The sequence below is a fragment of the Microbulbifer sp. HZ11 genome (assembly GCF_000708675.1).
Classification (GTDB): domain Bacteria; phylum Pseudomonadota; class Gammaproteobacteria; order Pseudomonadales; family Cellvibrionaceae; genus Microbulbifer.
In genome coordinates, this window is the sequence record NZ_JELR01000002.1 from 24,210 (window position 1) to 49,613 (window position 25,404).

The 25,404-nt window shown below is 56.0% G+C and carries 21 protein-coding genes and 1 other RNA gene; 5 read left to right on the forward strand and 17 right to left on the reverse strand.

The window, feature by feature from the left end:
* Positions 1 to 15 precede the first annotated feature (15 nt).
* A complete protein-coding gene (locus tag AU11_RS08020) occupies positions 16 to 402 on the reverse strand; it encodes a hypothetical protein (protein ID WP_043318554.1) in 387 nt (128 codons plus the stop codon).
* A gap of 327 nt (positions 403 to 729) precedes the next feature.
* Between AU11_RS08020 and AU11_RS18055 the strand changes: the two genes are divergently transcribed.
* Positions 730 to 885 (forward strand): DUF3149 domain-containing protein, encoded by a 156-nt coding sequence (locus AU11_RS18055; protein WP_081848018.1) that lies wholly within the window; start codon positions 730 to 732, stop codon positions 883 to 885.
* 97 nt (positions 886 to 982) lie between these two features.
* On the opposite strand, the gene AU11_RS08025 is transcribed toward AU11_RS18055, so the two are convergent.
* Entirely contained in the window at positions 983 to 2,956 is a 1,974-nt protein-coding gene (locus AU11_RS08025; protein ID WP_043318556.1) for an acetoacetate--CoA ligase, read from the reverse strand.
* Between the two features lie 184 nt (positions 2,957 to 3,140).
* Here AU11_RS08025 and AU11_RS08030 point away from each other — a divergent pair, with 184 nt between their 5' ends.
* A complete protein-coding gene (locus tag AU11_RS08030; protein ID WP_043318558.1) occupies positions 3,141 to 4,040 on the forward strand; it encodes a LysR family transcriptional regulator in 900 nt (299 codons plus the stop codon).
* Here the strand turns inward: AU11_RS08030 and AU11_RS08035 are convergent.
* From AU11_RS08035 to ffs, 5 genes are all read right to left on the reverse strand, one after another.
* Complete coding sequence (locus tag AU11_RS08035) at positions 4,023 to 4,985, reverse strand: hypothetical protein (protein WP_156035226.1); 963 nt, start codon at positions 4,983 to 4,985, stop codon at positions 4,023 to 4,025. The genes AU11_RS08030 and AU11_RS08035 overlap by 18 nt on opposite strands.
* 4 nt (positions 4,986 to 4,989) lie before the next feature.
* Complete coding sequence (locus AU11_RS08040; RefSeq protein ID WP_043318562.1) at positions 4,990 to 5,340, reverse strand: PadR family transcriptional regulator; 351 nt, start codon at positions 5,338 to 5,340, stop codon at positions 4,990 to 4,992.
* 145 nt (positions 5,341 to 5,485) lie between these two features.
* The gene (locus AU11_RS08045) at positions 5,486 to 5,956 is read right to left on the reverse strand and encodes a Dps family protein (protein WP_043318564.1); all 471 of its coding nucleotides are present in this window, start codon (positions 5,954 to 5,956) and stop codon (positions 5,486 to 5,488) included.
* A 261-nt stretch (positions 5,957 to 6,217) separates the two neighbouring features.
* Entirely contained in the window at positions 6,218 to 8,158 is a 1,941-nt protein-coding gene (locus AU11_RS08050; protein ID WP_043318566.1) for a M2 family metallopeptidase, read from the reverse strand.
* A 288-nt stretch (positions 8,159 to 8,446) separates the two neighbouring features.
* An RNA gene (gene ffs / locus AU11_RS18060) (signal recognition particle sRNA small type) lies at positions 8,447 to 8,543 on the reverse strand.
* Between the two features lie 290 nt (positions 8,544 to 8,833).
* On the opposite strand from ffs, the gene AU11_RS08055 reads away from it, so the two are divergent.
* Both AU11_RS08055 and AU11_RS08060 read left to right on the forward strand, forming a co-directional pair.
* On the forward strand, positions 8,834 to 9,688 hold the full coding sequence (locus AU11_RS08055; RefSeq protein WP_043318568.1) for a 6-carboxytetrahydropterin synthase: 855 nt from the start codon (positions 8,834 to 8,836) through the stop codon (positions 9,686 to 9,688).
* 3 nt (positions 9,689 to 9,691) lie between these two features.
* Complete coding sequence (locus AU11_RS08060; protein WP_043318570.1) at positions 9,692 to 10,408, forward strand: 16S rRNA (uracil(1498)-N(3))-methyltransferase; 717 nt, start codon at positions 9,692 to 9,694, stop codon at positions 10,406 to 10,408.
* 159 nt (positions 10,409 to 10,567) lie between these two features.
* Here AU11_RS08060 and ald read toward each other — a convergent pair whose 3' ends face one another.
* On the reverse strand, positions 10,568 to 11,713 hold the full coding sequence (ald, locus tag AU11_RS08065) for an alanine dehydrogenase (RefSeq protein WP_043318571.1): 1,146 nt from the start codon (positions 11,711 to 11,713) through the stop codon (positions 10,568 to 10,570).
* Positions 11,714 to 11,931: 218 nt separating this feature from the next.
* On the opposite strand from ald, the gene AU11_RS08070 reads away from it, so the two are divergent.
* Positions 11,932 to 12,411 (forward strand): Lrp/AsnC ligand binding domain-containing protein, encoded by a 480-nt coding sequence (locus AU11_RS08070; protein ID WP_043318574.1) that lies wholly within the window; start codon positions 11,932 to 11,934, stop codon positions 12,409 to 12,411.
* A gap of 25 nt (positions 12,412 to 12,436) precedes the next feature.
* Here AU11_RS08070 and AU11_RS08075 read toward each other — a convergent pair.
* From AU11_RS08075 to AU11_RS08115, 9 genes are all read right to left on the reverse strand, one after another.
* Positions 12,437 to 13,980, reverse strand: a protein-coding gene (locus tag AU11_RS08075) for an IS3 family transposase (RefSeq protein WP_156035073.1) whose coding sequence is annotated in 2 segments (ribosomal slippage) — positions 12,437 to 13,509 and positions 13,509 to 13,980 — 1,545 coding nt in all. Because the reading frame shifts where the segments join, the coding sequence is not laid out codon by codon here.
* A 131-nt stretch (positions 13,981 to 14,111) separates the two neighbouring features.
* Positions 14,112 to 14,576: a DUF962 domain-containing protein gene (locus tag AU11_RS08085; RefSeq protein ID WP_043318575.1), complete on the reverse strand. Its 465-nt coding sequence runs from the start codon at positions 14,574 to 14,576 to the stop codon at positions 14,112 to 14,114.
* Between the two features lie 117 nt (positions 14,577 to 14,693).
* Positions 14,694 to 14,984 (reverse strand): hypothetical protein, encoded by a 291-nt coding sequence (locus tag AU11_RS18290; protein ID WP_156035228.1) that lies wholly within the window; start codon positions 14,982 to 14,984, stop codon positions 14,694 to 14,696.
* 194 nt (positions 14,985 to 15,178) lie between these two features.
* Positions 15,179 to 15,550, reverse strand: coding sequence for a hypothetical protein (locus AU11_RS08090; protein WP_043318577.1), 372 nt, complete (start codon positions 15,548 to 15,550; stop codon positions 15,179 to 15,181).
* Complete coding sequence (locus AU11_RS08095; RefSeq protein ID WP_051687095.1) at positions 15,547 to 20,337, reverse strand: RHS repeat-associated core domain-containing protein; 4,791 nt, start codon at positions 20,335 to 20,337, stop codon at positions 15,547 to 15,549. The genes AU11_RS08090 and AU11_RS08095 overlap by 4 nt, the downstream gene beginning before the upstream one ends.
* 285 nt (positions 20,338 to 20,622) lie before the next feature.
* Complete coding sequence (locus AU11_RS08100; RefSeq protein ID WP_043318579.1) at positions 20,623 to 21,135, reverse strand: O-acetyl-ADP-ribose deacetylase; 513 nt, start codon at positions 21,133 to 21,135, stop codon at positions 20,623 to 20,625.
* 65 nt (positions 21,136 to 21,200) lie between these two features.
* Complete coding sequence (gene putP / locus AU11_RS08105) at positions 21,201 to 22,676, reverse strand: sodium/proline symporter PutP (RefSeq protein ID WP_043318581.1); 1,476 nt, start codon at positions 22,674 to 22,676, stop codon at positions 21,201 to 21,203.
* Between the two features lie 787 nt (positions 22,677 to 23,463).
* Positions 23,464 to 24,405, reverse strand: coding sequence for a tRNA 2-thiocytidine(32) synthetase TtcA (gene ttcA / locus AU11_RS08110; RefSeq protein WP_043318583.1), 942 nt, complete (start codon positions 24,403 to 24,405; stop codon positions 23,464 to 23,466).
* A gap of 261 nt (positions 24,406 to 24,666) precedes the next feature.
* The gene (locus AU11_RS08115) at positions 24,667 to 25,365 is read right to left on the reverse strand and encodes an arylesterase (protein ID WP_043318585.1); all 699 of its coding nucleotides are present in this window, start codon (positions 25,363 to 25,365) and stop codon (positions 24,667 to 24,669) included.
* Between the last annotated feature and the right edge of the window lie 39 nt (positions 25,366 to 25,404).

A 25,404-nucleotide genomic window follows, 5' to 3' on the forward strand; every position in this document is an offset into this window, starting at 1 on the left:
GCTTCGCACCCTGACTTATTGGGCGGCGCGGGAAGGTCTGTCAGCAGGCTCCAATAGCGGGTTGCAGTTTTTGATCACCACGCGCCCCTCCAGCAGATTGCCCTTGGAGTATTCGGAAAAAATACACTGGTTGGTTTCGGGATCGTAGTTCTCTACCCAGAGATTGTCTTCCTTCCAGGTGGACCCCAGGTGGCGCTGGCCGTCTGGCACGCTGATGTACATGACACCGCCAAAACGCTTTACGAAGACCTGTTCGAAGTGGAAGTAGTAGGCAAGCCAGCCGGACAGGAAAACAATGGCGCCGACGACAGCCCCTTTGCCCAGGCTGCCAAGTCGACTACCGGCAAACAGACAGAGCACCACCAGGGAAATGACTGCGGCCCAGTAGAGATAGGTAATCATGCGGATCTTCCGTGAATTTATTCAGTTTATAGGCGTGGAATCACTACTCCACAGGGTAGCGCAGTTTGGCGGATAGGACATGCCGAGAGCAAGTGGAAGCGGGGGTAAATGACCAGTGAATCTTCATTGTCCCGCTGAATGGGGCGGAGGGCTCGGTAGCACATCTCAACGGGGTTTTCGGCGAGCGCCTATTGAGCTGTCGATTGATTCAGATCAAGAGCGGCGACACGCCGCACTTTAGACTGGCGGCAACTTAGCAAGAGCAGTGAGGCTACCTAGCGCTGAGACTGCTATCCAGACCTATCGCCCCCCTTGAGGAGCCCGAAAATGGACGCAATGATCGACCTTTTCACCAGTTTTTCCGGCCTGTTGAGCCTCGGTATTATCGCATTCGTGTGCCTGATGGGTGGCTATATCACTCGTATGGCTTTACGTAAAATGAATGAGGAACTTTCCCGCCAACCGCAAAAGGCTGCTCACTGATACTGACGGCGACTCGCCGGGCGAGCACCCGCTTTACCCGGCGTTACCTGTTGGCGCCTGCCCTCTGCAACTTGCCCTCCGTACACAAAGACCACGTTTAATCTCCGGCCAGTTCCGGCAAGTCCTCGAACAATTTCAGGGCTTGCGGATTCGCCAGCGCTTCCTGATTCTTCACCGGCTTGCCGTGTACCACATTTCGCACTGCCAGCTCCACAATCTTGCCGCTGATGGTGCGGGGGATATCGGCCACCTGAATCACCTTCGCCGGCACATGGCGAGGGGTGGTATTAGCGCGAATGGTGGTGCGGATTTTCTGGATGAGGTCGTCGTCCAGGCTAACCCCTTCCCGCAACACCACAAACAGTACGACACGTACGTCATCGCGCCAATCCTGACCGATACAGATACTGTCCAGTACCTCTTCCACTTTTTCCACCTGCCGGTAGATTTCTGCGGTGCCAATACGCACCCCACCAGGGTTCAAAACGGCGTCGGAGCGACCGTAGATGATCACTCCTCCGTGCTCGGTAATTTCCGCGTAGTCGCCGTGAGCCCAGACACCGGGCCAGCTCTCAAAGTAGGCCCCGTGGTACTTGCTGCCGTCGTCATCGTTCCAGAAGCCGATCGGCATACAGGGAAAAGACGTGGCACACACCAGCTCGCCCTTCTCCTCCTGCACCGATTTGCCATCATCGTTCCAAACCTGCACAGCCATTCCCAGGCCGCGGCACTGCAGCTCACCGGGGTACACAGGCAGTGTCGGATTACCCAGGGCAAAACAGGAGACGATATCGGTACCACCAGAAATGGAACTCAGGCACAGATCCGCCTTGATGTCCCGGTAAACGTAGCGGAACCCCTCGTGGGCCAGTGGTGAACCGGTGGAGAGTACCGCACGCAGCTGCTCAAGCCGATGGGATTCACCGGGTTTGCAGCCGGCCTTTTCCAGGGCGGCGATGTACTTGGCGCTGGTACCGAAAACACTGATACCTTCCTCATCGGCCATATCCCACAGGCACTGGGCCGCCGGATAAAACGGCGAGCCATCGTAGAGCACCAGCGTGGCGCCGCAGGCGAGCCCGCTAACCAGCCAGTTCCACATCATCCAGCCACAGGTTGTGAAATAGAACAGCGTATCGTCGCGGGAAATGTCCGTGTGCAGGCGGTGCTCTTTGATGTGCTGCAGTAAGGTGCCGCCAACCCCGTGCATAATACACTTGGGTACCCCGGTGGTGCCGGATGAGTACATGATATACAGGGGATGATTGAATTCGGTCTGCACAAATGTCAACGCACGTGCGGGAGCCGCATTCACAAAGTGATCGAGACTGATGGCGCGATCCACAGCCGCGATAGCGGTTTCCGTCTGCTCCGGCGAACGTGCCACCGGCACGACGACCAACTGCTGAATGGAATCGATCTGATCGACGATCTGTTCAAGGCGCGGCAGAGAGTCAATCGTCTTGCCATTGTAGAAATAACCTTCGCAGGCGAACAGAATCTTCGGCGCGACCTGACCAAACCGGTCGAGCACGCCATTGATGCCAAAGTCTGGGGAGCAGGACGTCCAGATGGCCCCGAGACTGGTAGTGGCTAGCATTGCCACTACGGTGTCGATGATATTGGGCATAAATCCCGCGACCCGGTCGCCCGTTTCTACACCGGCACCGGCGAGCGCCGCCGCCAGACGCTCTACCCGCTCGAACAGTTTCCGGTAGCTCAGCTCGCGGCGGCCACCATTTTCCAGACGCTCGATCAGCGCCACCCGGTCATCGCGAAAACGCAACAGGTTTTCGGCGAAATTGAGCCGCGCATCGGGAAACCACTCGGCACCAGGCATGGTGTCTTTGCCCAGAATCCGCTCGCCCCGCTCACTGGCGATCACTTCCCCGAAGTCCCACAGCTGGCGCCAGAAGGTCTCGCGATTATCCACAGACCACTGGTGCAGGGCGTGGTAGTCCGGCAGTGACTGCTGATGGACTTCGTTCACCTGACGGCGAAATTGATCCATCTGGGTCGCGGCGATCGCCTCTTCCGTTGGCTGCCAAAGGGGTTGTACTGGGTTACTCATTTCGGCGGGCTCTCTCATTTTTCTGCTGTTCGGTTGGCTGTCTGTATGGTTGACCATTATTGGCCGTCTCGCCATGTGGACAATCATGCCTTGGTCTAACATTTAAGACTAATTTAAACTTATTAACATTTAATAAGTTTTTATTAACCATAAGATTCCACCTCTGAGTCACCGGATTGCCTGCATGAGCACCACTATCAAACAGCTGCGCGCCTTTGTGGCCGTCGCCAGAACCCGCAGCCTGGCGGAGGCCAGCGCTCAACTGCACGTTTCGCAGCCGGCCATTTCCATCGCCCTTCGTACCCTGGAAGAGTCCCTGGGCGGCGCCCTGTTCAGTCGCGACGGTCGGCAGCTGGTTCTCACACCGGAGGGCACCGCGTTTGTAGAGCGCGCCCAACAGCTCCTCCACAACTGGGACAACACGTTGGATGCAGTGCAGCAGCGATTCCGCCTGCAACAGGGCCAGCTCTCCATCGCCGCCATACCGGCATTTGCCCTGAACCGGTTACCCGACCTGTTACAGTTGTTTCATCAGCAGCACCCGGACATCAATATCGTGCTGGAAGATATTGTGATGGAGCGAGTAGAGCGCGCGGTTCAGGAAGGGCGCGCAGAACTTGGGTTCAGCTTTCGTCCCGAGGACCTGGGCAACTTGAGCTTCACCCCCATTGCCGATGATCGCTTTGTCGCCGTGCTCCCCGATACGCACCCGCTGACCGACAACAAGGTTGTGCACTGGCAGGACCTGGCAAGAGAACGGTTTATCGCGATGAATCGGGGATCTGCAGTACGCCGCTGGACCGACGCAGCCTTTCAACAAAGCTCGGCCCCGGGCACAACAGCCCCGCGACTGCTGTGTGAAGCGAACCAGCTCAGCACCATAGGCCGACTGGTTCAGAGTGGTTTGGGAGTAAGCGCGGTACCCAGTATGTGTGAGGCGCAGATGCACGCATACGGACTGCAATGCCGCCCTCTGGCAGACCCGGTAGTGATGCATCCAGTGGGTGTGCTCACGCGAAAGACCGGCGCTCTTTCCACACCAGCACAGGCGTTTTTGAGAATTGCCCTAGACGCTGGCGGGTGATCGCGCCTGCACCAGATTGCGCAGATTTCCAAACAGGTCCCAGGCGGTAATGGCAATCACCACACCGACGGCCACTTGCCATCCCCCCTGACTGGACTGCCAGAGATCACCGCTGCCCCATTCGATAGAAAGTGGTGCCGGCAAGCTGAGAAGAACGGCCAGAAGTACCAGCCAGAAAATATTCAACGCCCCGTTGATCAACAAGCGCGGGCGGGTCCAGAACGGCGAAAACAACTTGTGAAGCGCAATCAGCACGCTGGCGCCCAACGCGATATTGAGCCAGGGCAACAGGGATTGCAGGGCCGGTGACAACATCACAGTGAACCCGCCCACCGCCCCGTCGCCAAAAAGCCAGGTATCGTTCAACCAGGCCATGGCCAAAAGCGTCACCACGAATTCCACTGAGGAATCGAAGCGTTTAATACGCTGACCATTATCCACTACGTGGGGCATTGAGCGAGGGTCCCAGCGAGAAAAAACCTGGCGGTAGCCGAGCCCTTCACCAGTGAGATAAAACACCAGGGTTACCCAGGCAAAAGCATGGATTCCGCTCTCATAAAAACGGGCAAACCAACCGATAGCAGCGCCAATCAGATTGGGTTGTTCCCCCACATACAGTCCGGCGACGGTCTCGATCGCGGAGATAATGACAAGGATCAACAGTGTCCACTTCAGTACCTGCATATAAACAGGGAACAGAGGTGCACTCACCAGAGCCCGACGTGGCTGATAATCCGCCGCCACGGCCATGGGGTGCCCTCGTTGCTTTAACAGATCGAGAATTTCCGTCTCGTAAAGAGAGCGTTTGAGTGACGCCTGCAGATCATCCCGCTGATCCAGTAAATCAGATAACAACTCACTCCCGACATCCTCACGCAGATGGGCGGGCAAGTAGGTTCGGACATTGTCCACGTAGCGCTGAATCCAGTTAGTCTGACTCGCCATCAAATCAATCTCCATGTCCCGTTTTCTTTGCCAGCTGTCCGATTACCCGATTAAGGCTCTGCCATTCATCACGCATTGCCGCCAGAACCACCTCACCGCCTTGATCCCTTTGATAGAAGCGCCGCTTGCGGCCATCTTCCTCCTGCCAGTAGCTGGACAGCAACCCCTGCCCCTCCAGGCGACGCAACAGTGGATACAGTGTTCCCTCGTCAATCTCCAGTCCTTGCGCGGCCAGCTTCTTGCGCAGGGAATAGCCGTAATGGGGCTCTCCCAGCGCCAGTAATACCGCCAGGGTAAGCGCCCCACGGCGCACCTCCATTACGATTCGCTGGAGCTTTTCCGGCGCCTCTGTCATTCAACCAACACCCATACTGTGCCATACACAGTAAATACTGTGCAACACACAGTATAAAAATGCAAGGTGTCCCCACGTACGACAGAATCAGCGGACATAAAAAAACCGGCCTGAGGCCGGTTTTCCGTTCGCTGAAGCACTCTGCTTACTGTGCAGTGGCACGCAGCATCCAGGCTGTCTTCTCATGGACGCGCATGCGGTCTCCCACCAGCGCCGCAGTGGATTCGTCATCGGCCTCCTGGGCGGCTTTCAATACTTCGCGACAGGTTTTTACGACCTGTTCGTGGCCCTGGGTAAGGATGCGCACCATTTCCTCTGCCGCCGGCACGTCTTCCACCTCTTTGATGGAACTGAGGTCGGCGAATGCTTTGTAGGTGCCCGGAGCCACCACATCCAGGGTACGAATTCGCTCGGCGATATCGTCCACCGCTGTCGCCAGCTCAGTGTAGTGTTCCTCGAACATCAGGTGCAGCTCCCGAAACAGACGGCCGGTGACGTTCCAGTGGAAGTTGTGGGTCTGCAGGTAAAGGGTGTATGAGTCCGCCAGTAGACGCTTCAAACCCTGTGCAACCTGCTCGCGATCCTTTTCACCGATACCGATATCAATATTGCTCATTAGCAACCTCTTTTGTGGTTCGAGTTAAATCCATTTCAGCGAGGCAGGATGAAAAAACGCGCCTGTTGCGGCTCGCCTTCCCCGGAATATGCCCCACTACGGTCACCAGATGGTGCCTGCGGCACCAACAGCCCCGTCTGATTTACATCAGGTCACAACTAATTCTATGGTCACAAAGCGACATTCAAACCCCTGGCGCTATTGACTGTGAATATATGGTCAATAGCGCCAGACAATGAATCCACCCAGCGCGCCGGTAACTCACCACCCACACTGACGATCTTTGTTCTGCTCCTGCAGATACTCCATCAGTGGCTGGAAGTAATCCGCAATCGCAGATGCGTCCAGTTCGCGCTGCCCGGTGAGCGCCTCCATAGCATCCGGCCAGGGTTTGCTCGCCCCCATGGCCAACATATTGCGCAGTTTTTCACCGGCGGCCTTGTTTTTGAAAATCGAGCAGCGGTGCAACGGCCCGGTCTCACCGGCAGCCTCACACAGAGCGCGGTGGAACTGGAACTGCTGGATTCGCGCGAGAAAATAACGGGCGTAAGGTGTGTTGCCGGGAATATGGTACTTGGCCCCCGGATCGAAATTGGCTTCGCTACGCTCTACCGGTGCCTCAACCCCCTGATATTCCTCGCGCAGCTTCCACCACGCTTTGTTGTAATCACCGGGTTGCACTTCTCCGTTGAATACCTGCCAGCGCCACTTGTCCACCAGCAGACCAAACGGCAGGAACGCAATCTTGTCCAGCGCCTGCTGCATCAGGTACCCGATATCTTTGTCTTCACCGGGAATTTCATCCATCAGGCCGATTTCTTTCAGGTACTTGGGCGTAATGGACAGGGCGATGGTGTCCCCCACTGCTTCGTGGAAGCCATCATTGGCGCCCTCTTTGTACAGGAACGGCTGATTTTTATAAATGCGCTGATAAAAATTGTGCCCAAGCTCATGATGCACGGTGATCAGGTCTTCACCGGTTTTGTTGATGCACATCTTGATACGGATATCGTCCTGACCATCCAGATTCCAGGCACTTGCATGACATACCACGTCGCGATCCCGCGGCTGCACGAACTGGGAGCGCTCCCAGAAGGTTTCCGGCAAAGGCTTGAACCCAAGCGAGGTAAAGAATTTCTCCCCCACCTTCACCATGTCCTTTTCACTCATACCGGAATCCACCACCAGTTGAGTCAGATCGTAGGGTGCTTCCATATCCTCGTCTTTGACGATGTCATAGATATTGCCCCACTCCTGTGCCCACATGTTCCCCAGCAGGTGCGCCGGGATTTTTCCGGTAGCTGGCGCAACATCATCACCATAGTGTTGGTTCAATTTCGCACGCACATGGCAGTGAAGCGCCTCATATAGCGGTTTCACTTTGCTCCACTGGTTGTCCATATCTGCGGAAAATTCGTCTGCGGGCATGTCGTACTTGGAGCGCCACATGACACTGAGGTTGTCGTAACCCAGCTCCTTGGCACCCGCATTGCCGATCTCCACCTGACGCTCGTAGAGCGGCTTCATGGGCGGAGAAACCTTGCGCCAACCTACCCACAGCTCTTTCAACAGCTTCGGATCACGGCTGTTAGCCATCATCTGACCCATTTGGGTCAGGGTGTAGCACTTGTTTTGTTTATCGTCGCCTGCTGCAGGCTTTTCAGCGCCAGGCTTTTGATCCGGGCAGTATTTACCCGCCCCGTACATGCCCTGCATTTTGGAACCGATCTGAGCCAGTTCCGCTGTCAGTTTGGGATCGTTCGGTGCCGGAAATACCAGCCCCTGCTTGAGCATGGTCAGCATGCGGCGGGTTTCCGCATCCAGCTCGACACTGTCAAATTTGGCTGCTTCCTGGGCCAGCTCCACCGCGAGCGACGTGTAGCGCTCCATGGCCAGCGCTTCGGTGTACTGGGAATCCACATTGATATAAGTGGATGCCAGCCAACTGGCGTGACTCGCTTCCTCTGCCATTTTCGCCAGCCGCTCTTGTGCGCTGTCAAGAAACACCCGGGCCGCCTCGGCATCCAGCTGATCGGCCGCGGCGTCCTGTGCGCGCGCTACGGTACCCGCATCGGTAGTATCCGCGCCGTAAGCAGCTTTTGTTTCAGCGGTCGGCGCAGGCACGCCCGCTTTGTGAGTTTCCCGGTCACACCCCGCCAGGGTGAAGGTAGCAGCGGCGATTACCAGCGCGAGTCTTTTCATCGGCATCCTCTGGTCATTATTTGACGTTATCTGGAGCGTCACCCACTCAACGCGGGTGGCAGCAAGAAAAAAGTCTGTCGCGGTTTTATAGCACAGCCCCACCGCCAACCGGGACGATCACACCACAGCGCCCGGCACATCGGCACAATATTCCCTTTGCGGGAAAACTATTGGAGAAATATTTCGGAAATAACGGGGTAAGCTGGGGCGGGCACTCAGCACGAAAACTGAACAGGAGACTCAGAGAAAAGTATAAACAGGAGCAGGGGGAATTGGGATTGGAGGCAGCCCAACCAGCACACCCCCGGCACATGATGTCACTGCTACCGTTGCTCCCTTCCGGGCCTGGCGGGGTTCACAGCTGATCATTGCGAGGAGACCGGAAGGGCCGCCACAACGCTCGAGCACTCAGAATAGCACTGACGCTGATACCAGGCTGTTTACTGCAGAAAATGCAATATCAGGTACCGCTGCACTCGAAGAGGGCGCGATTATAGAGACTCCTGGCGCCAGGTTCCAGCCCCTATTTTCCCCTTTCGTCTCCGCGGCGCGATTCCAGCCGGATATTCGCGGCACCGCTCAAATTAAAGGAGCAAAAAAGCTATACTGTGCCGCGCCCGATCTGGGCCCGCTTTCTGCGACCTTACCGAGCCCTTCGAATTAACCGAGCCACCTATGCATTTATTCGTCGACAGCCTCACCAATGTGGATTTCAGCTATCTCCACCACACCCGGGGAATTGTGGGTGAAACTTGGCTGGCCAACGCTGCGCTGGATGGCGCCCTGGACCAGCAGGGTATGGTGTGCGATTTCGGCATTGTAAAAAAGACCCTACGCAACTGGCTGGACGACGAGCTGGACCACCGCCTGCTGGTGCCGGTACGGTCGCCACACCTGGTGATCGAGCGCGATGGCGATCAGCTGCACCTCGAGTGGGCCCTGGCCGATGGCAAATGCATTACCGTTGGCGGTCCGGCACAGGCTTTTGCACTGGTGGAAGCGGAATCCATCACCGCGGAATCCGTGGCGCGCTGGTGTGTTACCCAGCTGGATGGTGTTTTTCCTACCAGCGTAGACCAGCTCACTCTGGCGTTCAGCAACGAACAGATCGACACGCCCTTTTATCACTACAGCCACGGCTTGAAAAAGCACGATGGCAACTGCCAGCGTATCGCCCACGGCCACCGCTCGCGGATTCGCATCGATGTCAATGGCCAGCGCAACCCGGAGCTCGAAGCTCTGTGGGCAGAACGCTGGAAAGATATTTACCTGGGCACGCGGGAGGATCTCACCGGGGAATCCGGTGAAGCGGATGATAAACACCTGCACTTTGCCTATCAGGCACAGCAGGGGGCATTTGCGCTCAGTATTCCCGCCAGCCGCTGTGAAATTCTCGGCTGCGACACCACCGTCGAACAGCTTGCCCAGTATATTGCGGACGAGCTGGCCAAGGAGAATTCCGGTAAAGACATTACCGTGCGCGCTTATGAGGGCATCGGCAAAGGCGCTGTGGCCATTGCCAGGCGATAATCGATGAATCTGATTTTGTTAGCGCCGGAGGATTTCCAGTCTTCCACCAAAGTCCTGTTGCGCGGCCGACGCTTTCAGCATATGGCGGATGTGCACCGGGCTGAAATCGGTGACCGCATGAAGGTGGGTGTGGTAAACGGCCAGATCGGTGAAGGTGAAATCACCCATCGCAGCGATGATCACATCGCCATGACCGTCACTCTAGACAGGGACGCACCCGCTCCCCTGCCGCTGACCATGGTTTTGGCATTGCCCCGCCCCAAGATGCTCAAGCGCACCATTCAGCACGCCACTGCGCTCGGGGTCAAAACGCTCTATCTGATCAACGCCTACCGGGTGGAAAAGTCCTTCTGGCAAAGCCCCTGGCTCGCGGCAGACAGGCTCCGCGAGCAGTGTGTGCTCGGTCTGGAGCAGGCAGTGGACACCAAGATGCCGCAAATCGAGTTACGCAAACGCTTCAAGCCGTTTGTGGAAGACGAGCTGCCCTCCATTGCAGAGGAGTCCCTCAAGCTGGTGGCGCACCCGGTAACCAAGCAGCCCTGCCCTGTGGATATCCAACAGCAGACCACCCTGGCGGTGGGCCCCGAAGGCGGCTTTATTCCTTACGAAGTGGAAAAGCTTCAGGAAATCGGCTTTCAGTCGGTCCATCTCGGGCCGCGAATTCTGCGGGTGGAGACCGCCCTCCCCGTGCTACTCAGCCGCCTTTTCCCCGCCCGATAAAGCGCTTCCCGTAGCCCTTCCCCACGACGAAAAAAGCCGCGCTAAATAGCGCGGCTGCAATGGCAGTCAGACACTGCCGGGTCTCACAGAGTGGGGCGTGGGGTCGCCCCAGAAGAGAACTGAGCAAATTCAGTTCTGCACCCCTAAAGGCACTAACCTTTAGGCGGCAACATCAGAGTCTACGGCGGATTTCTGCAGAGCCAGCTTGGGATCCACATATTCGTAACCCAGTACATCAGCTACAGCTTTGTAGGTCACCATACCGGCGTGTACGTTCAGACCTTCCAGCAGGTTGGCATCGTCCAGCAAAGCCTGTTTGGCCCCCTTGTTGGCCAGCGCTACCGCAAACGGCAGGGTGGCATTGTTCAGGGCCATGGTGGAGGTACGCGCTACACCGCCGGGCATGTTGGCGACACAGTAGTGCACCACGCCGTCCACAACGTAGGTAGGCTCCTGGTGAGTGGTTGCTTTGGAGGTCTCAAAGCAACCGCCCTGGTCAATCGCCACATCCACAACGACCGCACCTTTCTTCATACGGCTGATGATGTCGCGGGTCAGCAGTTTCGGTGCCGCCGCACCCGGGATCAGTACCGCACCCACAACCAGATCCGCTTCCAGCGCATGAGATTCAATCGCGTCGTTGGTGGAATATTCGGTGCGTACCGCGCCACCGAAAATGTCGTCCAGCTGACGCAGGCGCGGCAGGGAGCGATCCAGAATGGTCACGTCGGCGCCCATACCCAGCGCCATTTTGGCCGCGTTGGTACCAACCACACCGCCACCGATAATCAGTACTTTGGCCGGAGCAACACCGGGTACACCACCCAGCAGAACACCCAGACCACCCTGGGCTTTTTCCAGGTGGTGCGCGCCGCACTGCACGGACATACGGCCGGCCACTTCAGACATCGGCGCCAGCAGCGGCAGGCCGCCGAAACGGTCGGTTACGGTTTCATAGGCAATACAGGTCGCACCGGATTTCACCAGCAGCTCGGTCTGCTTGGGGTCCGGCGCCAGGTGAAGATAGGTGTACAGCAGCTGGCCCGGGCGCAGCATTTCGCACTCGTGGGGCTGAGGCTCTTTCACCTTCACGATCATATCCGCGGTGGCGAAAATCTCTTCCGGCGTGTCGATAATCTTGGCACCGGCCTGCTCATACATTTCATCGGTGAAACCGATGGATGCGCCGCCGTCCTTCTGCACGATCACCTCGTGACCGTGGCCGATCAGCTCGCGCACGCTCGCGGGCGTCAGGCCAATACGGTACTCGTGGTTCTTAATCTCTTTCGGTACACCGATCAACATGATGACTTCTCCTCAATTACCCTGTTAGCGCAATCTGGTACGCTCTTCTTTTGTTGGATTCCCGCAGTATAGGCGCCTCTTTAAAGTGGATTTCTGTAGATTTTTTAATACTATTAGTGGATTCAACTAGTAATACGTCAAAAAGACTACTTTTTAGCCAAACGGAACCCAGTGGGGCGCCACAGCCAAGTCAAGCCCGAGATACAGCCAGGTAAATCATGAAAAGACGCGCCAGTGAACTCAGCACTATCGACCGCAATATTCTTCGGGTACTGCAGAAAAACGGCCGCACCAGCTATGCGGAACTGGCCCGTCAGGTAGGCCTGACCGCCACCCCCTGTGTGGAGCGGGTCAAAAAGATGGAAAGTGATGGGGTTATCCAGGGCTACACCACCCTGATCAACCCCGAGTACCTGGATGCCGCCCTGGTGGTGTTCGTGCAGATCCGCCTCAACCGCTCAGCCCAGGATGCCTTTGAAGAGTTCCGCAATGCGGTCTCGGCCCTGCCAGAGGTGCAGGAGTGCTATCTGGTGTCGGGGAATTTTGACTACCTGATCAAGGCGCGCGTGGCCGATATGAGTGCCTACCGGAAGTTCTACGGAGAGACGCTGCTGACACTGCCGGAAGTGCAGGAATGCACCAGCTATGTGGTAATGGAGCAGGTAAAAGAGACACTGGAGCGGTATCTGTCAACGTAGTTGTCGCGTTTAAGGTATCAGCTCTTTAACAATTTACCGCCTTGTCCGGGTTCAGCATTACTGACTCCGGCAAGCTGAGGTTTCTTGTTTCTCCTGACCAGCGTCGAGGGTTCTTGGCCTTCGCAGCCTCAAGCACAACTCTGCGCTGAATCAGTATCTCGTGAGCCTCTCCATTATGGCGTTGCTCAGGTGTTACGTAGTTCAAGCCACTGTGGCGATGCTCGGTGTTGTACCATCGCACAAACGCCAGCACCCAGTTCCGAGCTTCATTGATCGTTTTGAAGCCACTTGCCGGGAAGCCCGGTCGGAACTTCAGCGTCTTGAACAATGACTCAGAGTAGGCATTGTCGTTGCTCACTCGGGGGCGGCTGTTCGAGGGGGTTATACCAAGGTCATACAGTTTCTCCAGGAATGTCGCCGCCTTCATGGGGCTACCATTATCGGAGTGCAGTACAAGCGGCTTGCTCTTCGCCGTCAGGCGCTCACGCCAGCAGGCTTTCTCGATAAACTCACAAGCCAACTCTCCGGTCTCACGCTCATACACCTCATGGCCGACAATTTTCCGGCTGTAAACATCCATAACCAAGTAAAGGTAATACCAGGTTCCGCATGCTGGTCCTGGTAGCCACGAGATATCCCACGACCACAGACAGTTTGGTTCTGATGCTTTGTGTGTGGTCGCTGCTCGCTTCCGCTCCGGCGCCTTCTGGCGGCCTCTACGGTGGACTTGATTGTATTCATGTAAAACCCGGTAGAGCGTTGATTCAGAGGCGAGATAATGGCCCTGATCCAGCTGGTCAGCAACAATAAATGCTGGAGGGCAGCTTCGGTATTCAGGTTGATTACACAGGGCTATTACGGCTTGACGCTCCTTAGCCGTCAGTTTGTTCGATGGCTCCGGCCTCGGCACCACGGGCCTCTGATCTTCCCTGACAACCTCGTCAGTGACCCAGCGTTGATAGGTGCGTACGCTCAAGTTCAGCAAGGCACAGGCCTTGGCCAGCCGGGCTCCGCTGCGATTGGCTTCGGCAATCAGAGCAACGATCTGCTGGCGATCTGGGAGGCTGGTCATTCGTCCTCGTCTTTGTGGCCCCAGATCGCCTCGGCTTTTTTTGACAGTGTGAGGAGCGCAGCGGTTTCAGCGAGCGCCTTCTCCTTACGTCGCAGCTCTGCCTCAAGCTTTTTGATACGCTTTTTCTCGGCCTTACTGGCCTTTTGGTTGCGTTTAGACTGCTCGTCAGATACAGCATTGGCTGACATGCAGGCCGTTTTCCAGGCCTCAATCTGCTCGGGGTAAAGGCCTTTCTTGCGGCAGTATTCACTGAGCTCCGCCTCAGTCATTGGGGCAGTTTCAAGGACGACTTTGAATTTTTCTTCGCTACTCCAATTATCGGGAGTAGCAGAGTTGGAAGGCAAAACAGCACCTCGTTGTCTGGCGGCTTTACGCCAATTGTACAGGGTAGCGGTACTGATGCCTTCCTGGCTCGCCAGTTCGGCAACGGTCATGCTGTGAGGCGGCGCCATCTTCTTGAGGATGGCCTCTTTACGTTCAGGTGAATAGTGGGGCATGGTTGTCCTCTGAAAAGTTCAGGCGACAACTACCCTGACACATAGGGGGAGGTACCGGTCCACTACAACCGGTAGAAATCGCGCTTGTAGGAGCCTGCCTGCAGGCTCCTACAGCATATACAAAGACAGAATCAGTATTTGATGCCCAGCTTGCGGTACAGGAAGCCAATCACCCACGCCGGGCCAATCAGCAGAAACTGGAGGTCCTTGAAGAAAGAAGGCTTCTTGCCCTCGATATGGTGTCCCACAAACTGGAACACCCACATCACCACGAACAGGCCCACAGACCACCAGAGCACACTCATACCGGCCCGCTCCATGACGCTACAGGCACCGAGACACAGTAGGGAAAGCGCCAGCATCCCCAACGCCAGAGGGAAGGACATAAGCATATAGAAGAGGATGGTGGGGATCAGCGCAACAATTGCCCAGTTCAGCCAAGGCAAAGCAGCCATCCACTCCGGCTGCGGGACGGACCAGAAAAGCCCCACTACCGTCAAGTAAATCAAAGGAACCGCCACCCAATGGATGGCCTTGTTGGTGGAATTCTGGTGACTCTCGCCGTATTCGCTGAACCACTGGTCTGCTGTACGCATGGTTTTCCCTCGCCTTGGTTGTTATTGGATTGGCTTTTGGGGATGGTACAGTAGAACTCAAATAGACCAAGTGGTCACGAAAGATCTGATCAGATACCAATTGATTCTTATTGTTTTTCAGAAAAGTAGCTCCGCAACGCGATTCAGCTTAGCTTTGAGCTTGAGTTCATCCGGACTGGAAAACTCTCTCGATGAAAGAATGCCAAATGTAAATGACCTACTTGAATTAATGCTTTCCAGTGGGTTCCTTCCCTCCTCAGTCTCCTTAAATACAAAATTCATTTGCGCACGAATAGAACCTAAAACCGCACTCTTACCATACAAATTTTCAAAGGTAGATATTGCAGCCAACGCATCACCTGCCCGACGGTTTAGTTCGACAAGATCTAAATAATTGGCCTTACGCAAGATGGAACCCTTGTTAAAAAACCAATAAAAAATTTAGCTTACAAAAATCTCATTGCGGCCGAACCGAAGAGCCGTAAATCTTTCCTGGTTTTTCCCAAATCACACACCAGCATTTTTTGCTGGTAGTGGGCCTAGCACTTCTGACTAACACAAAACTTTTAAACACCCTAAACTCAACTAAAAATCCTTGAATGCTATCTTCCAACCTCTATGATTTCATCACATAGAAGCTTACCCCTAAAACAAATTGGACACACCCACTGAATCTCTTTCATTAGCTTTTGTATTACCAATCTGTCGTTCAGACATTGCTTTTGTTTATCTCGATCTACGAGAGTTACTTTTTCTCGTTGCGCACTTACACCGAACTTTTCAAGACACGCTTTTGAAACTAAATATTGAAATTTATTTCCACGATTAAGGACTTCCAAAACCGCCAAATCTTGCTTGTAAATCGGCTCATCAAAATTCAACTTCTTCACAAAATCTGCAGATAAAGGAATGAATTTTTGTCCGCCATGAATTCTACAGTGTGCGAACCGACTTTCTAGCAGTTCAAATTTCATAACCCGTTTCTCTTTAAGAATTTGTACTGAGACCCTGGCTGACCAGGAACATCAACTCCTCCCGCACGCAGCACATCACATACGTGCGTAACACAACTCTGGTTCTTCACATCATATGGAGGCCCTAGAATATCTATTAAAGACTTCTGTAGCTCTTGAGCGTGACCTCCTTTAGGAGCTTGGAAAGTTGCAGATTTTAAAGGCGCCACTAAGTCTCCAAGATCATCGGTAATCATGGTTTCCGTTCCCGGCCCACCGAGCTGGTGCGTATGCAATTTCTCGCCATTGACATTGGTCTCTACTGTATAGTGCCCAAAAACATTATCAGGTGACCTGTTGTCATGCCAGTAAACGGTTACGGTCGATTCACTTCCATTCGGACAGTCTTTAGACGTTAACCCAAATGGATCAACCCACGAAATAGGATTAGGTGCATACTGGCAATTGTTTATCCCCCCGTGTAATCCAACTGGATCTTGTTGGATAAAGCACCCTAACTCAGGATCAAAATACCTAAACCGGTTATAATGCAGCCCACTCTCTTCATCAAAATACTGCCCCTGGAACCGGATCGGCTGGGCGATTTCTTCTCGGTGGGCTATGGCCAGGTTGCCGTAGGTTTTGTAGCTGACATTCCAGACCACTTCTCCTTCAGCATTGGTCAGTGTGTCCGGTGTGCCGAGATGATCCAGGTGGTACTGGTATACCTCTCCATCTTCGCTTAGCGCAAGTGGCTTGAAGGTTTCAGGCTCGAAGTAGTAGGTGCGGGATTTCAGGTCCTGGCTGGTTGCGGAGTCTCGAGTGGTTTCCTGAAGCGGTACGTCGCCATTCCACAGGAATTCAGTGGTAATACCCTGCCCCTGCTTGCGCACACGACGGCCGAGGGGGTCGTACTGGTACTGGGTTTCCGATTGAAATTGTGGCTCGCCGGAATCATCCAGTTTGTACTGGGCCACGGCGACAAGCTGGTGCTTGCTGTTGTAGCGATAGCCGGTCTGGAGTTTTTGGCCTTTGCCGCGCAGGGCCGCGGTGCGATTGCCGTGGACGTCGTATTCGTAGTGGGTGTCGCCGCGGAACTGCAGGCGGTTGCCATTTACCTGGGTACTGCTGGCCTGCTGCTTCGCTTCTTCCGCGCTGCCTGCCGCGGCGAGGATATTGTGCGCGGGATCGTGGACGAAATGTTCCGGGGACGGGCCGTCTACCTGGGTCAGGCGATCCAGTGCATCGTAGTGGTAGCTGCGGTTGCCGCGCAGACTGTCGTTGATCTGGGTGAGCTGGCCACTGCGATTGTAGCCGTAGCTGCGCTCCAGCAGCGGATTTTCTACGGGCCTATTTATATCCGCAGCCTTGCCCACCCGGAGGCTTTGCAGGCGCCCCTGGGGGTCGTAGCTACTACTGGTGATGAGGCCGTTGCCGTGTTCCCGGGCGACTTCTCTACCGAGCGCGTCGCGATCGATAGAGGCCAATAGTGTCGCCGCTTCTGCGCCGGCAAACCGGGTGTGCAGGCTCTGGAACTGGCCCACTTCGTTGTAGGCGTAGTTCAGTTCTTCGCCACTGGGCAGGCGGGTGACGATACGGTTGCCCGCTTTATCGTATCGATGCAGGATTTCTGCGTTGTCCTGCCAATCGCCAATCAGGCGACCGCAGGCGTCGTAGTCCCAGCGCAACTTGCGGTGGGCGTTTTCCGCTTCAATCATCTGTCCGGCACGATTGTAGCGGTAGCTGGTGGTGCCGTCCGGGGTAATTTCCTGAAGCAGACGGCCGAAGGCATCCCGCTCGTACAGAGTGTCCACGCCCTTGCCTGTGGCCAGGTCGGTAACGGCGCGACTGGCAATCAGGTGACCAGCGCGGTTGTAGGCGTAGCGCGTGGTACGCCCGTCAAAACCGACTTCTTCGGTCAGGCGCTCGTTCAGGTCATACTTGAGCTGGTATTGCTCGCCCTTTTCGTTGGTGAGACCAATCAGATTGCGCTCGCCATCGTACTGATACTGCAGGCAGCTGCCATCGGGGTTGGTACGTACTTTTACCTGACTCAACCCATCGTAGTCATAGCGGGTGCTGCGTCCTTCCGGATCAATAATTTCGGCCAGGAGCCCCTGGGGATTGTACCGGTACTCAGTGCGTCCTCCATCGGGAGCAATAACGGCACTTATACGGTCCTGCGCATCGTACTCGTAACGGGTGTAGAGATCCGGGCCGTGTTGCACCTCGATCAGACGCTGGTGCATGTCGTAGCGGTAGTGCTGGGAGCGACCGGCAGCATCGTGCACCGCCGAGAGTTTACCCTGTGGGTTCCACAGGTAGCGGGTGGTCTGCCCAAGCGGATTGGTGATACTGCCGATCAGGCCGATGGGGTTATAGGTGTAGCGGGTGACCTGCCCGAGGGGGTCGATACTGGCGGTAACCTGCCCACTTTCATTGAACTCACGCTGCCAGATTCGACCCGCGGCGTCGGTTATCTTTTCGGGCTGGCCGTTGCGGCTGTACTCAATCTTCTGAACGCCACCACTGGCATCGGTTTTGGCAATCAGGCGCCCGAAGCTGTCGTACTCAAACAGTTCCTTGTGCTCAAACCCTTCTTCGGCGGGCAGTTGAACTTCGGTGGGCTGCCCCAGTCGGTTATAGCGATACAGCGTCTCGCCACCTTCGGCGTTACGGTAGTAGATCGGCAGCGCCTGTTCGTTAAAACGATAACGTTCCGTCCCGCCACGGGTATCGGTGACAGCCACACCCTTGCCGTCCTCATCCCAGACAAAGGTGTAATCGTAGGTGGCCTGCCCGTCGATGGGATCGCCCCACTGGCGCAGACAGCGGGCACCGGGACCTGTGTCATCCCAGCGGAAGTGAAAGCTGTAACCGGTTTTGAGGGTCCGTTTCTTGATCAGGTGGCCCACATACTCGTATTGCTCGCTGTGACCATTCGCGTCAATCGCGCGCACGAGGTCACCCTGCGCATCGTATTCGTACCGCGCCAGCGATGAGATCTGACCATCGCGACTTTCTTTTTTCAGCTCACCAATTCTGCCATTCACCGGAGTGATGTGAAGCGCCTCGCCCAGGCTACTCTCCACACAAATCAACTGACCTTTTACATAGTGAAAGCGATAGAAGTTGCCGTAATCATCACGGATCTCTGACAGTTTGAGCGGGCCCCCGGCACCTGCCGCACGGAAGTGCTTCTGCACTCCTCGCGGGGCACCGTATGGGGTAATAATCCAGTGATCATCATTTTCCCGGGCAATGGACAATTGCTCCACGACGTTGTGGCTACGGCCGCTTGCACCGGGAATGGGCAGGCGAATAACACGCCCCTCGGCATCGTGCAGAGCCACCTCTTTCCGCGCCCTTTCAATAATGAGCGTTTCGCCAACGGTGTGACTCCACCCCACCCCGAGACCGCTGTCCCGGGTACTGCTACTGCGGTAGGTGCGCGCGAGCGTCAATGGCAGGGGCCCGTCCAGAACCGTATCCACCAGAGTGAGCCGCTCCTCCCCGGTTTTCAGGTTGATCGGCTCGCCGCTTTCACAGGCACGGGCGTTGCATTGCGTCGTTTTACCGGACTCTGTGGTGCCGACCGCATCACTCTGGTTGTCGGGCGCATCAGAATCGCGGGGTTCAGGTCCGTTGCCGGGGGATTCTTTTTGTTTCCCGGCCGCAGACTGTTTTTTCCCGCCTCCTGTCGCAGCACCACCAGATCCACCACTGCCACCGCCCGGAACCGCAACCTCCTCAGACTTCAAAGCACTGTAGGACGAGTTATCGATCTTGGCCCCGCGTTTTTTCTGCAGAATTTTTCGCTGCTTTTGGTAACGGGCAAAATCGATGATCAAATCACCCACATCTTTAAACCGAAACATCAGGCGCGCGTTCTTCGCCATGGCGCCAGCAGCACCAACGCCACCGGTAAAGGCGGCGAGCACAATGGTCAATACGATTTCGAACACGCCACCGCCGGCAAACTCCGATATTTCCAGGCTGTGCTGTGCTTTTACGTAATCCCTGGCAAAGCGGCTGATATCATTGCGCAGGGCCGAGTCATCGTAGACCAGCTGTGCAACTTCGAAGGCCTGCTTTAACTGCTCCTCGGTAATCGTGGACGGATCGAAACCAAGTACGTCCACCACTTCTTTTTTGACTTCACCGGCGTATTCGTTGCGCGACGCCTCAAAGCTCTTATCGTGCACCAAGTAATCGTATGTCGCGCCAGCCAATTCGTATTGCATGCGGACCGGATTGACCACCATCGCCACTTCGGCAAGGTCTTTCGCCCATACCGCCAGACCCCAAACCGCATCGCCAAAACCTTTGGCGCCTTGACTGATGTGGGCACCGACTTTCTCCAGTTCGGAACGCTTTTCGTGAACGGCCTGAATACGTGCAGCTTCGATGCGTTCTTCCGCGACAATCTTCTGCAGCGCCAGACGGATTTTGTGGCGAATACCGGACTGACGCTCTTCCAGCACGGCTTCACCGAACGGGGCTTCCTCGATCAGGATTCGGTGATTGCGCACTGCGGCGTACACCGCTTTGTGCTCTTCGGAGAAATGCGGCGGAATACCGGGGAACTGTGCGGTGTGCAGGAGCGAATGTTTCTCAGGCGCGAAGGCATCAACAGCACAGGCTGTGTCATTGGCGAGAAACAGATCAAAGATTTTATCCAGTGCAGATAGAGGAAACGTACTCAGTAAATCTGCAGAGGCGTCGTTGTCAAACATAAAATTGGGGCTCTGCCAGCCCGCAACCACGCGAAACCGTTGACCACGTTGATTCTCTACATACACCTGCATGAACTTTCCCTTTCCACTACGCAGCGACCCCAAGCCCACATCATGAACGATGGTGCCAGTTACGCAAATCCTTGAAGGAGAAATTCTAAATTAAGAGCGCGGCACGGCAAAGCGGCGCGCGAGATGAAATGGGGAAAACTGTGGAGAATTTACCGGTTATGTTTTGTGCGCAACACTGACTGTTACGGCAGTGCCAGTTAGCCGCGACTACGAGACTGCACGCCCGCAAAGTTATCGCGACTAACTGGTACGCTTACGAATTTATGCAATCGACCTCACGGGTGCTTAACGGCGAACACAGGCATCCAACTGCATGCGGTAGAGTTCAGCCATTTCCTCGTCTATACAGCAGAAAATAACGTGGCGGGGACCGCCGTCGCGGTCGAGATGGTTCTGAGCCTGCTCAACGGCAATTTCTACTGCAAGCTCCGGGGGGTAGTCGTAGACACCACAGCTGATGGCAGGGAATGCAATGGAATGGGCGTGTTCGCGCCGCGCAAGGTTGAGACACTGGCGATAACAGCTGGCGAGTAGCTCCGGTTCGCCAAGATTACCGCTACGCCAGACCGGGCCGACCGTGTGATAGATTCGCTTCACCGGCAGCCGGTATCCGGCGGTGGCGCGCACTTCCCCTACCGGGCAACCGCCAATAGCGCGGCAGGCCTCCATCAACTCTGGGCCTGCCGCACGGTGGATGGCGCCATCAACGCCGCCTCCGCCGAGGAGCCTCTGGTTGGCTGCATTGACGATTACATCCACATGCAACCGAGTGATATCACCGAGGTGTACTTCGATCACTCCAACTACTCCAGCCGCGGCACCACCGATCAATTGCGCAACGTTGCGCGAATACCGCGATCAGACTACTGCTTTTGCCCCAGTAATTGACGGTGGCGCGTTGAAATTCCTTCAGGGCAATGCGTCACGGCACTTACTAAAACAATAGCAGCTGCGGAGAGTACGAATCCCGGTAAAAGCTCGTATATATCGAAGATGCCACCAGAGAGCTGTTTCCATACCACTACGGTTATACCCCCGACCAGAACCCCTGCAATCGCACCTGCACCGGTCATCCGCGACCAGTAGAGGCTGATCAGTATTGCTGGGCCAAATGCAGCTCCCAGCCCCGCCCAGGCATAGGCGACCACATCCAGCACCTTGGAGCCCGGGTCCATCGCGACGCCCACCGCAATTAATGACAGCGCCACCACTGCCCAACGGCCCACTTTCACGATACTTTCCGACGATGCCTGCTTGCCGAACCACACATGGTAAATATCTTCTGCCAGTGCCGCGGATGACACCAGCAACTGGGAATCTGCGGTGCTCATGATTGCCGACAGGATCGCCGCCAGTAGAATACCGGCAACCAGAGGGTGAAATAGAGACTCTACCAGGGCCATAAAGATCCGTTCGCCATCCGGCAATGTCGCGGTAAGCTCCAAGTGGCCGAACAGGCCCACACACATGGCACCGAGAAAGCCGGCCAGAGACCAGATCGCAGCGACAGTAGCCGCAGCCGGCATGTCATCCGGATGCCGCAGAGCCTTGAAACGGGCCAGAATGTGCGGTTGACCAAAGTACCCGAGCCCCCACGCCAGAGAACTCAGGATCGCAGCCACCCCCAGGGTGGCGCCGGTGTTGTCCCTCATCCAGTGCATCAATTCCGGATGCTCCGCCTGCATGGTCGTCCAGGCGCTACCCCAGCCGCCCTCATCGGAAATCACCATAATCGGGACAATCACCAATGCCAAGCTCATCAGTAACCCCTGGAAGACATCGGTCCAGGACACCGCGAGAAAACCGCCAAACAGGGTGTAGGAAATCACCGCGATCGCGCCAATCACCACCGCCCACTGGTAGTCCCAGCCAAATACGGTCTCGAATAATTTGCCGCCAGCAATCAGGCCGGAGGCCACATAGAACAGGAAGAACAGCAAAATGAAAAATGCGCAGATGGTGCGCAGCCAGGGGGTCGAGAGATTGAAGCGACGGTGCAGATACGCGGGTACGGTGAGCGAGTCGTCCAGCGCATAGCTGTAGATGCGCAACCGGCGCGCCATGGTGGTCCAGCTCAAGACAATACCGCTGAACAGGCCAATAGCAATCCACCCGGAAGAAAGTCCCGTGGCATAAGCCGCTCCAGGTAAACCGAGCAGCAGCCAGCCACTCATATCCGACGCCCCCGCACTCAGCGCTGCAACTGCGGGTGGCAGCGAGCGGCCGCCGAGAAAGTAGTCACTGGCATCCTTGGTGCGTCGGTAGGCGTACACGCCGATGGCGAGAATCAGTGCGAGATAGGCGATAAAGGTGAGGGCAACGAGCCACTGTCCGGACATTTGGGATTCCCCATCAAATTTGGCAGATTTAGCCACGTCCCGCGAAAGAATAGGCTGAATCCGTCGTTATTGGTCTTTATTGCGCGTAAATCTACCCATTCGCTGGCGGTTACTCAATCCACAAACTAAACCAAGGGTATGTACAGTTACCAAAAGCCGCCATGGATGGCGGTCACAGACTGAGCAGTTAAGGAAAGCGAAAGCATTATGGGTATTTGTCTGGACGAGCTGCGCCAGTTCGTCGTTCGTCCCACCTTAAAGCAGTTGCGTGCCTGGTCTCCAGGAATGGAGGCTCTGCTACTCGGCACTGCGGCACAGGAATCCGAACTGGGCTTTCACCTCAAGCAGGGGCGTCGCCACGGAATGGGGATTTTCCAGATACTTCCCAGCACCCATCGACAGATATGGGATAAATATCTGATCAATTTCCCTCCGCTCGCTTCCAAAGTCCGCGGCCTTGCCAGCCAACGGGATTTCCTGCAACACCCCCACGCCGAACTCGCTACCAACCTACGCTACGCCACCGCAATTGCCTGGCTGGTGTACCGCGCCGCCGGTGTCGACCATGTGGAAAGTGACAACCTGCCGAAGATGGCCAAGTTGTGGAAAAAACACTTTCACCATGGCCCGAGCGCACGCCTACGGGATTTTGTAGACAGCTATAGCAAACTGGTGAAACCCACCGAAAAACCTTCACCTGAAAACGAAAAAGCCGCAGTAAAAACCGCGGCTAGGGAAAAGACAGCTAGCAAGAAAACCGATTGCCTGCTGGTGGAAGAAGATGAGCTTATAGATTCCGCGCCTCAATATACATCGGCTGCGCCGCCTCTTCTGCGGGCTCCGGCCCCTCATCGCGCGCATCCTCCGGAATCCACGAATCCACGTACTGCTCGATCGCACGCGCGTCCACCGCAGGTGCGGGCTTAGAGCGATCCAGCTCCAGGCTTTCAAAATCGTACAGGTCCCGATCCGCCAGCTGCGAGGGTGAAACCCGTGTCAGTGCGGCGAAGATATTGTCGCTGCGACCGGGAAACTTCCTGTCCCATTCACTCAATATACCTTTGATCGCCTGGCGCTGGAGGTTCTCCTGACTCCCGCAAAGATTGCACGGAATAATCGGGAACTGCTTGTGATCCGCAAACGCAATCAGATCCGTCTCGCGGCAATAGGCCAGCGGGCGGATCACAATATTGCGCCCGTCGTCCGCGCGCAGTTTCGGCGGCATCGCCTTCAGGCGGCCACCATAAAACATATTCAGAAACAGCGTCTCGACTATATCGTCTTTGTGATGCCCCAGGGCCACCTTGGTGGCACCGATTTCTTCGGCAAAGCCATACAGAGTGCCGCGGCGCAGGCGTGAGCATAGGCCGCAGGTAGTCTTGCCTTCCGGCACCACCTCCTTCACCACACTGTAAGTGTCCTTGTTCACGATGTGATAAGGCACGCCAATGGATTGCAGGTATTCCGGCAAAATATGCTCCGGGAAACCCGGCTGCTTCTGATCCATATTCACCGCCACCAGTTCAAAATGCACCGGCGCCGTCTTCTGCAGATTCATCAGGATTTCCAGCATCGCGTAGGAATCCTTACCACCAGACAGGCACACCATCACCTTGTCGCCCTCTTCAATCATATTGAAGTCAGCGATCGCCTTGCCCACATTGCGACGCAGGCGCTTTTGCAGCTTGTTGAATTCCAGCCGCTCGCGGCGGTTTTCCAGATCAGACATTGGGTAGTTCTCGAAAATTCTTGAGGTATTGCAAGTGGGCCGGTCAGCATTGAAAACTATTGCGCTAAGGCGCTGACACCGGTGAAGCCATTGCGGGACCGTCTGTGGCCATGGATGGCCACAGCCGAGCGTTCATGGATGAACTCGTAGCGTGTCCCGCAATGGCTTCACCGGGGACAGGGCCGCCCCGGAGCCATCTACGAAGCCCCACCACTAAATGGAGCCCCAGCAAAAATCAGGGCGCGATTGTACGCTTTCCGATCAGGAAGTGCACAGGCTATCGGACCGAGCATCCTCATTAGCTTTTAAAATGGCTTCCAGGCAGGGCCACACATGATCCAGCAGAGCCGGCTGTGCCTTAGCCGTGGGGTGAATACCATCGGTCTGCATCGCCCCCTCCACCAGCGCTACCGTCTCCAGAAAGAACGGCACCAGCGGCACCTGCTGCTCTTCGGCCACCTTCGGATAGACCGCCGCAAACGCCTTGGTGTACGCCTTACCGTAATTTGGCGGCATCTGCATACCCAGAATCAGCACCTCCGCGCCCCCTTCCCGGGCCAGCTTCACCATCCGCGCCAGGTTGTTGTGCAGCGCCCGCGGTGGGTAACCGCGCAGACCATCATTGCCCCCCAGCTCCAGCACCAGCCAGTCGGGTGAATACTCACTCAGTAAGCGTGGCAAACGGGTCAGGCCACCGGCGGATGTTTCCCCGCTGATACTGGCGTTCACCACCTTCACCGCCAGCTCCTGTTCGGCTAGCCGGTCCCGCAATAACTGCACCCAACCCTCGCGCTCATCCAGGCCATAGGCCGCACTGATACTATCTCCCAGTATCAACAGAGTGCCCTCTTCTGCAGCCGGCTCATCCGCTCTCGCCGTGTGCCCGTAACACAAAGCGGTCAACAGCAGACCACACACGATAAAACCGGGGGCAAGGTGCCGGAAAAAAACTGCCGCCATGTCATACTCTCCACTTCTGAACACGCACATTTTGCAGGA

What these genes read in the sequence shown, in the direction of transcription:
- putP (WP_043318581.1), bottom strand. Translation starts at nt 22,676, where the DNA reads ATGTCCGGACAGTGGCTCGTTGCCCTCACCTTTATCGCCTATCTCGCA.
- AU11_RS08030 (WP_043318558.1), top strand. Translation starts at nt 3,141, where the DNA reads ATGAGCACCACTATCAAACAGCTGCGCGCCTTTGTGGCCGTCGCCAGA.
- AU11_RS08085 (WP_043318575.1), bottom strand. Translation starts at nt 14,576, where the DNA reads ATGCGTACAGCAGACCAGTGGTTCAGCGAATACGGCGAGAGTCACCAG.
- ald (WP_043318571.1), bottom strand. Translation starts at nt 11,713, where the DNA reads ATGTTGATCGGTGTACCGAAAGAGATTAAGAACCACGAGTACCGTATT.
- AU11_RS08020 (WP_043318554.1), bottom strand. Translation starts at nt 402, where the DNA reads ATGATTACCTATCTCTACTGGGCCGCAGTCATTTCCCTGGTGGTGCTC.
- AU11_RS08095 (WP_051687095.1), bottom strand. Translation starts at nt 20,337, where the DNA reads ATGCAGGTGTATGTAGAGAATCAACGTGGTCAACGGTTTCGCGTGGTT.
- AU11_RS08025 (WP_043318556.1), bottom strand. Translation starts at nt 2,956, where the DNA reads ATGAGTAACCCAGTACAACCCCTTTGGCAGCCAACGGAAGAGGCGATC.
- AU11_RS08050 (WP_043318566.1), bottom strand. Translation starts at nt 8,158, where the DNA reads ATGAAAAGACTCGCGCTGGTAATCGCCGCTGCTACCTTCACCCTGGCG.
- AU11_RS08060 (WP_043318570.1), top strand. Translation starts at nt 9,692, where the DNA reads ATGAATCTGATTTTGTTAGCGCCGGAGGATTTCCAGTCTTCCACCAAA.
- ttcA (WP_043318583.1), bottom strand. Translation starts at nt 24,405, where the DNA reads ATGTCTGATCTGGAAAACCGCCGCGAGCGGCTGGAATTCAACAAGCTG.
- AU11_RS08070 (WP_043318574.1), top strand. Translation starts at nt 11,932, where the DNA reads ATGAAAAGACGCGCCAGTGAACTCAGCACTATCGACCGCAATATTCTT.
- AU11_RS08035 (WP_156035226.1), bottom strand. Translation starts at nt 4,985, where the DNA reads ATGGCGAGTCAGACTAACTGGATTCAGCGCTACGTGGACAATGTCCGA.
- AU11_RS18055 (WP_081848018.1), top strand. Translation starts at nt 730, where the DNA reads ATGGACGCAATGATCGACCTTTTCACCAGTTTTTCCGGCCTGTTGAGC.
- AU11_RS08055 (WP_043318568.1), top strand. Translation starts at nt 8,834, where the DNA reads ATGCATTTATTCGTCGACAGCCTCACCAATGTGGATTTCAGCTATCTC.
- AU11_RS08040 (WP_043318562.1), bottom strand. Translation starts at nt 5,340, where the DNA reads ATGACAGAGGCGCCGGAAAAGCTCCAGCGAATCGTAATGGAGGTGCGC.
- AU11_RS08115 (WP_043318585.1), bottom strand. Translation starts at nt 25,365, where the DNA reads ATGGCGGCAGTTTTTTTCCGGCACCTTGCCCCCGGTTTTATCGTGTGT.
- AU11_RS08045 (WP_043318564.1), bottom strand. Translation starts at nt 5,956, where the DNA reads ATGAGCAATATTGATATCGGTATCGGTGAAAAGGATCGCGAGCAGGTT.
- AU11_RS08090 (WP_043318577.1), bottom strand. Translation starts at nt 15,550, where the DNA reads ATGAAATTTGAACTGCTAGAAAGTCGGTTCGCACACTGTAGAATTCAT.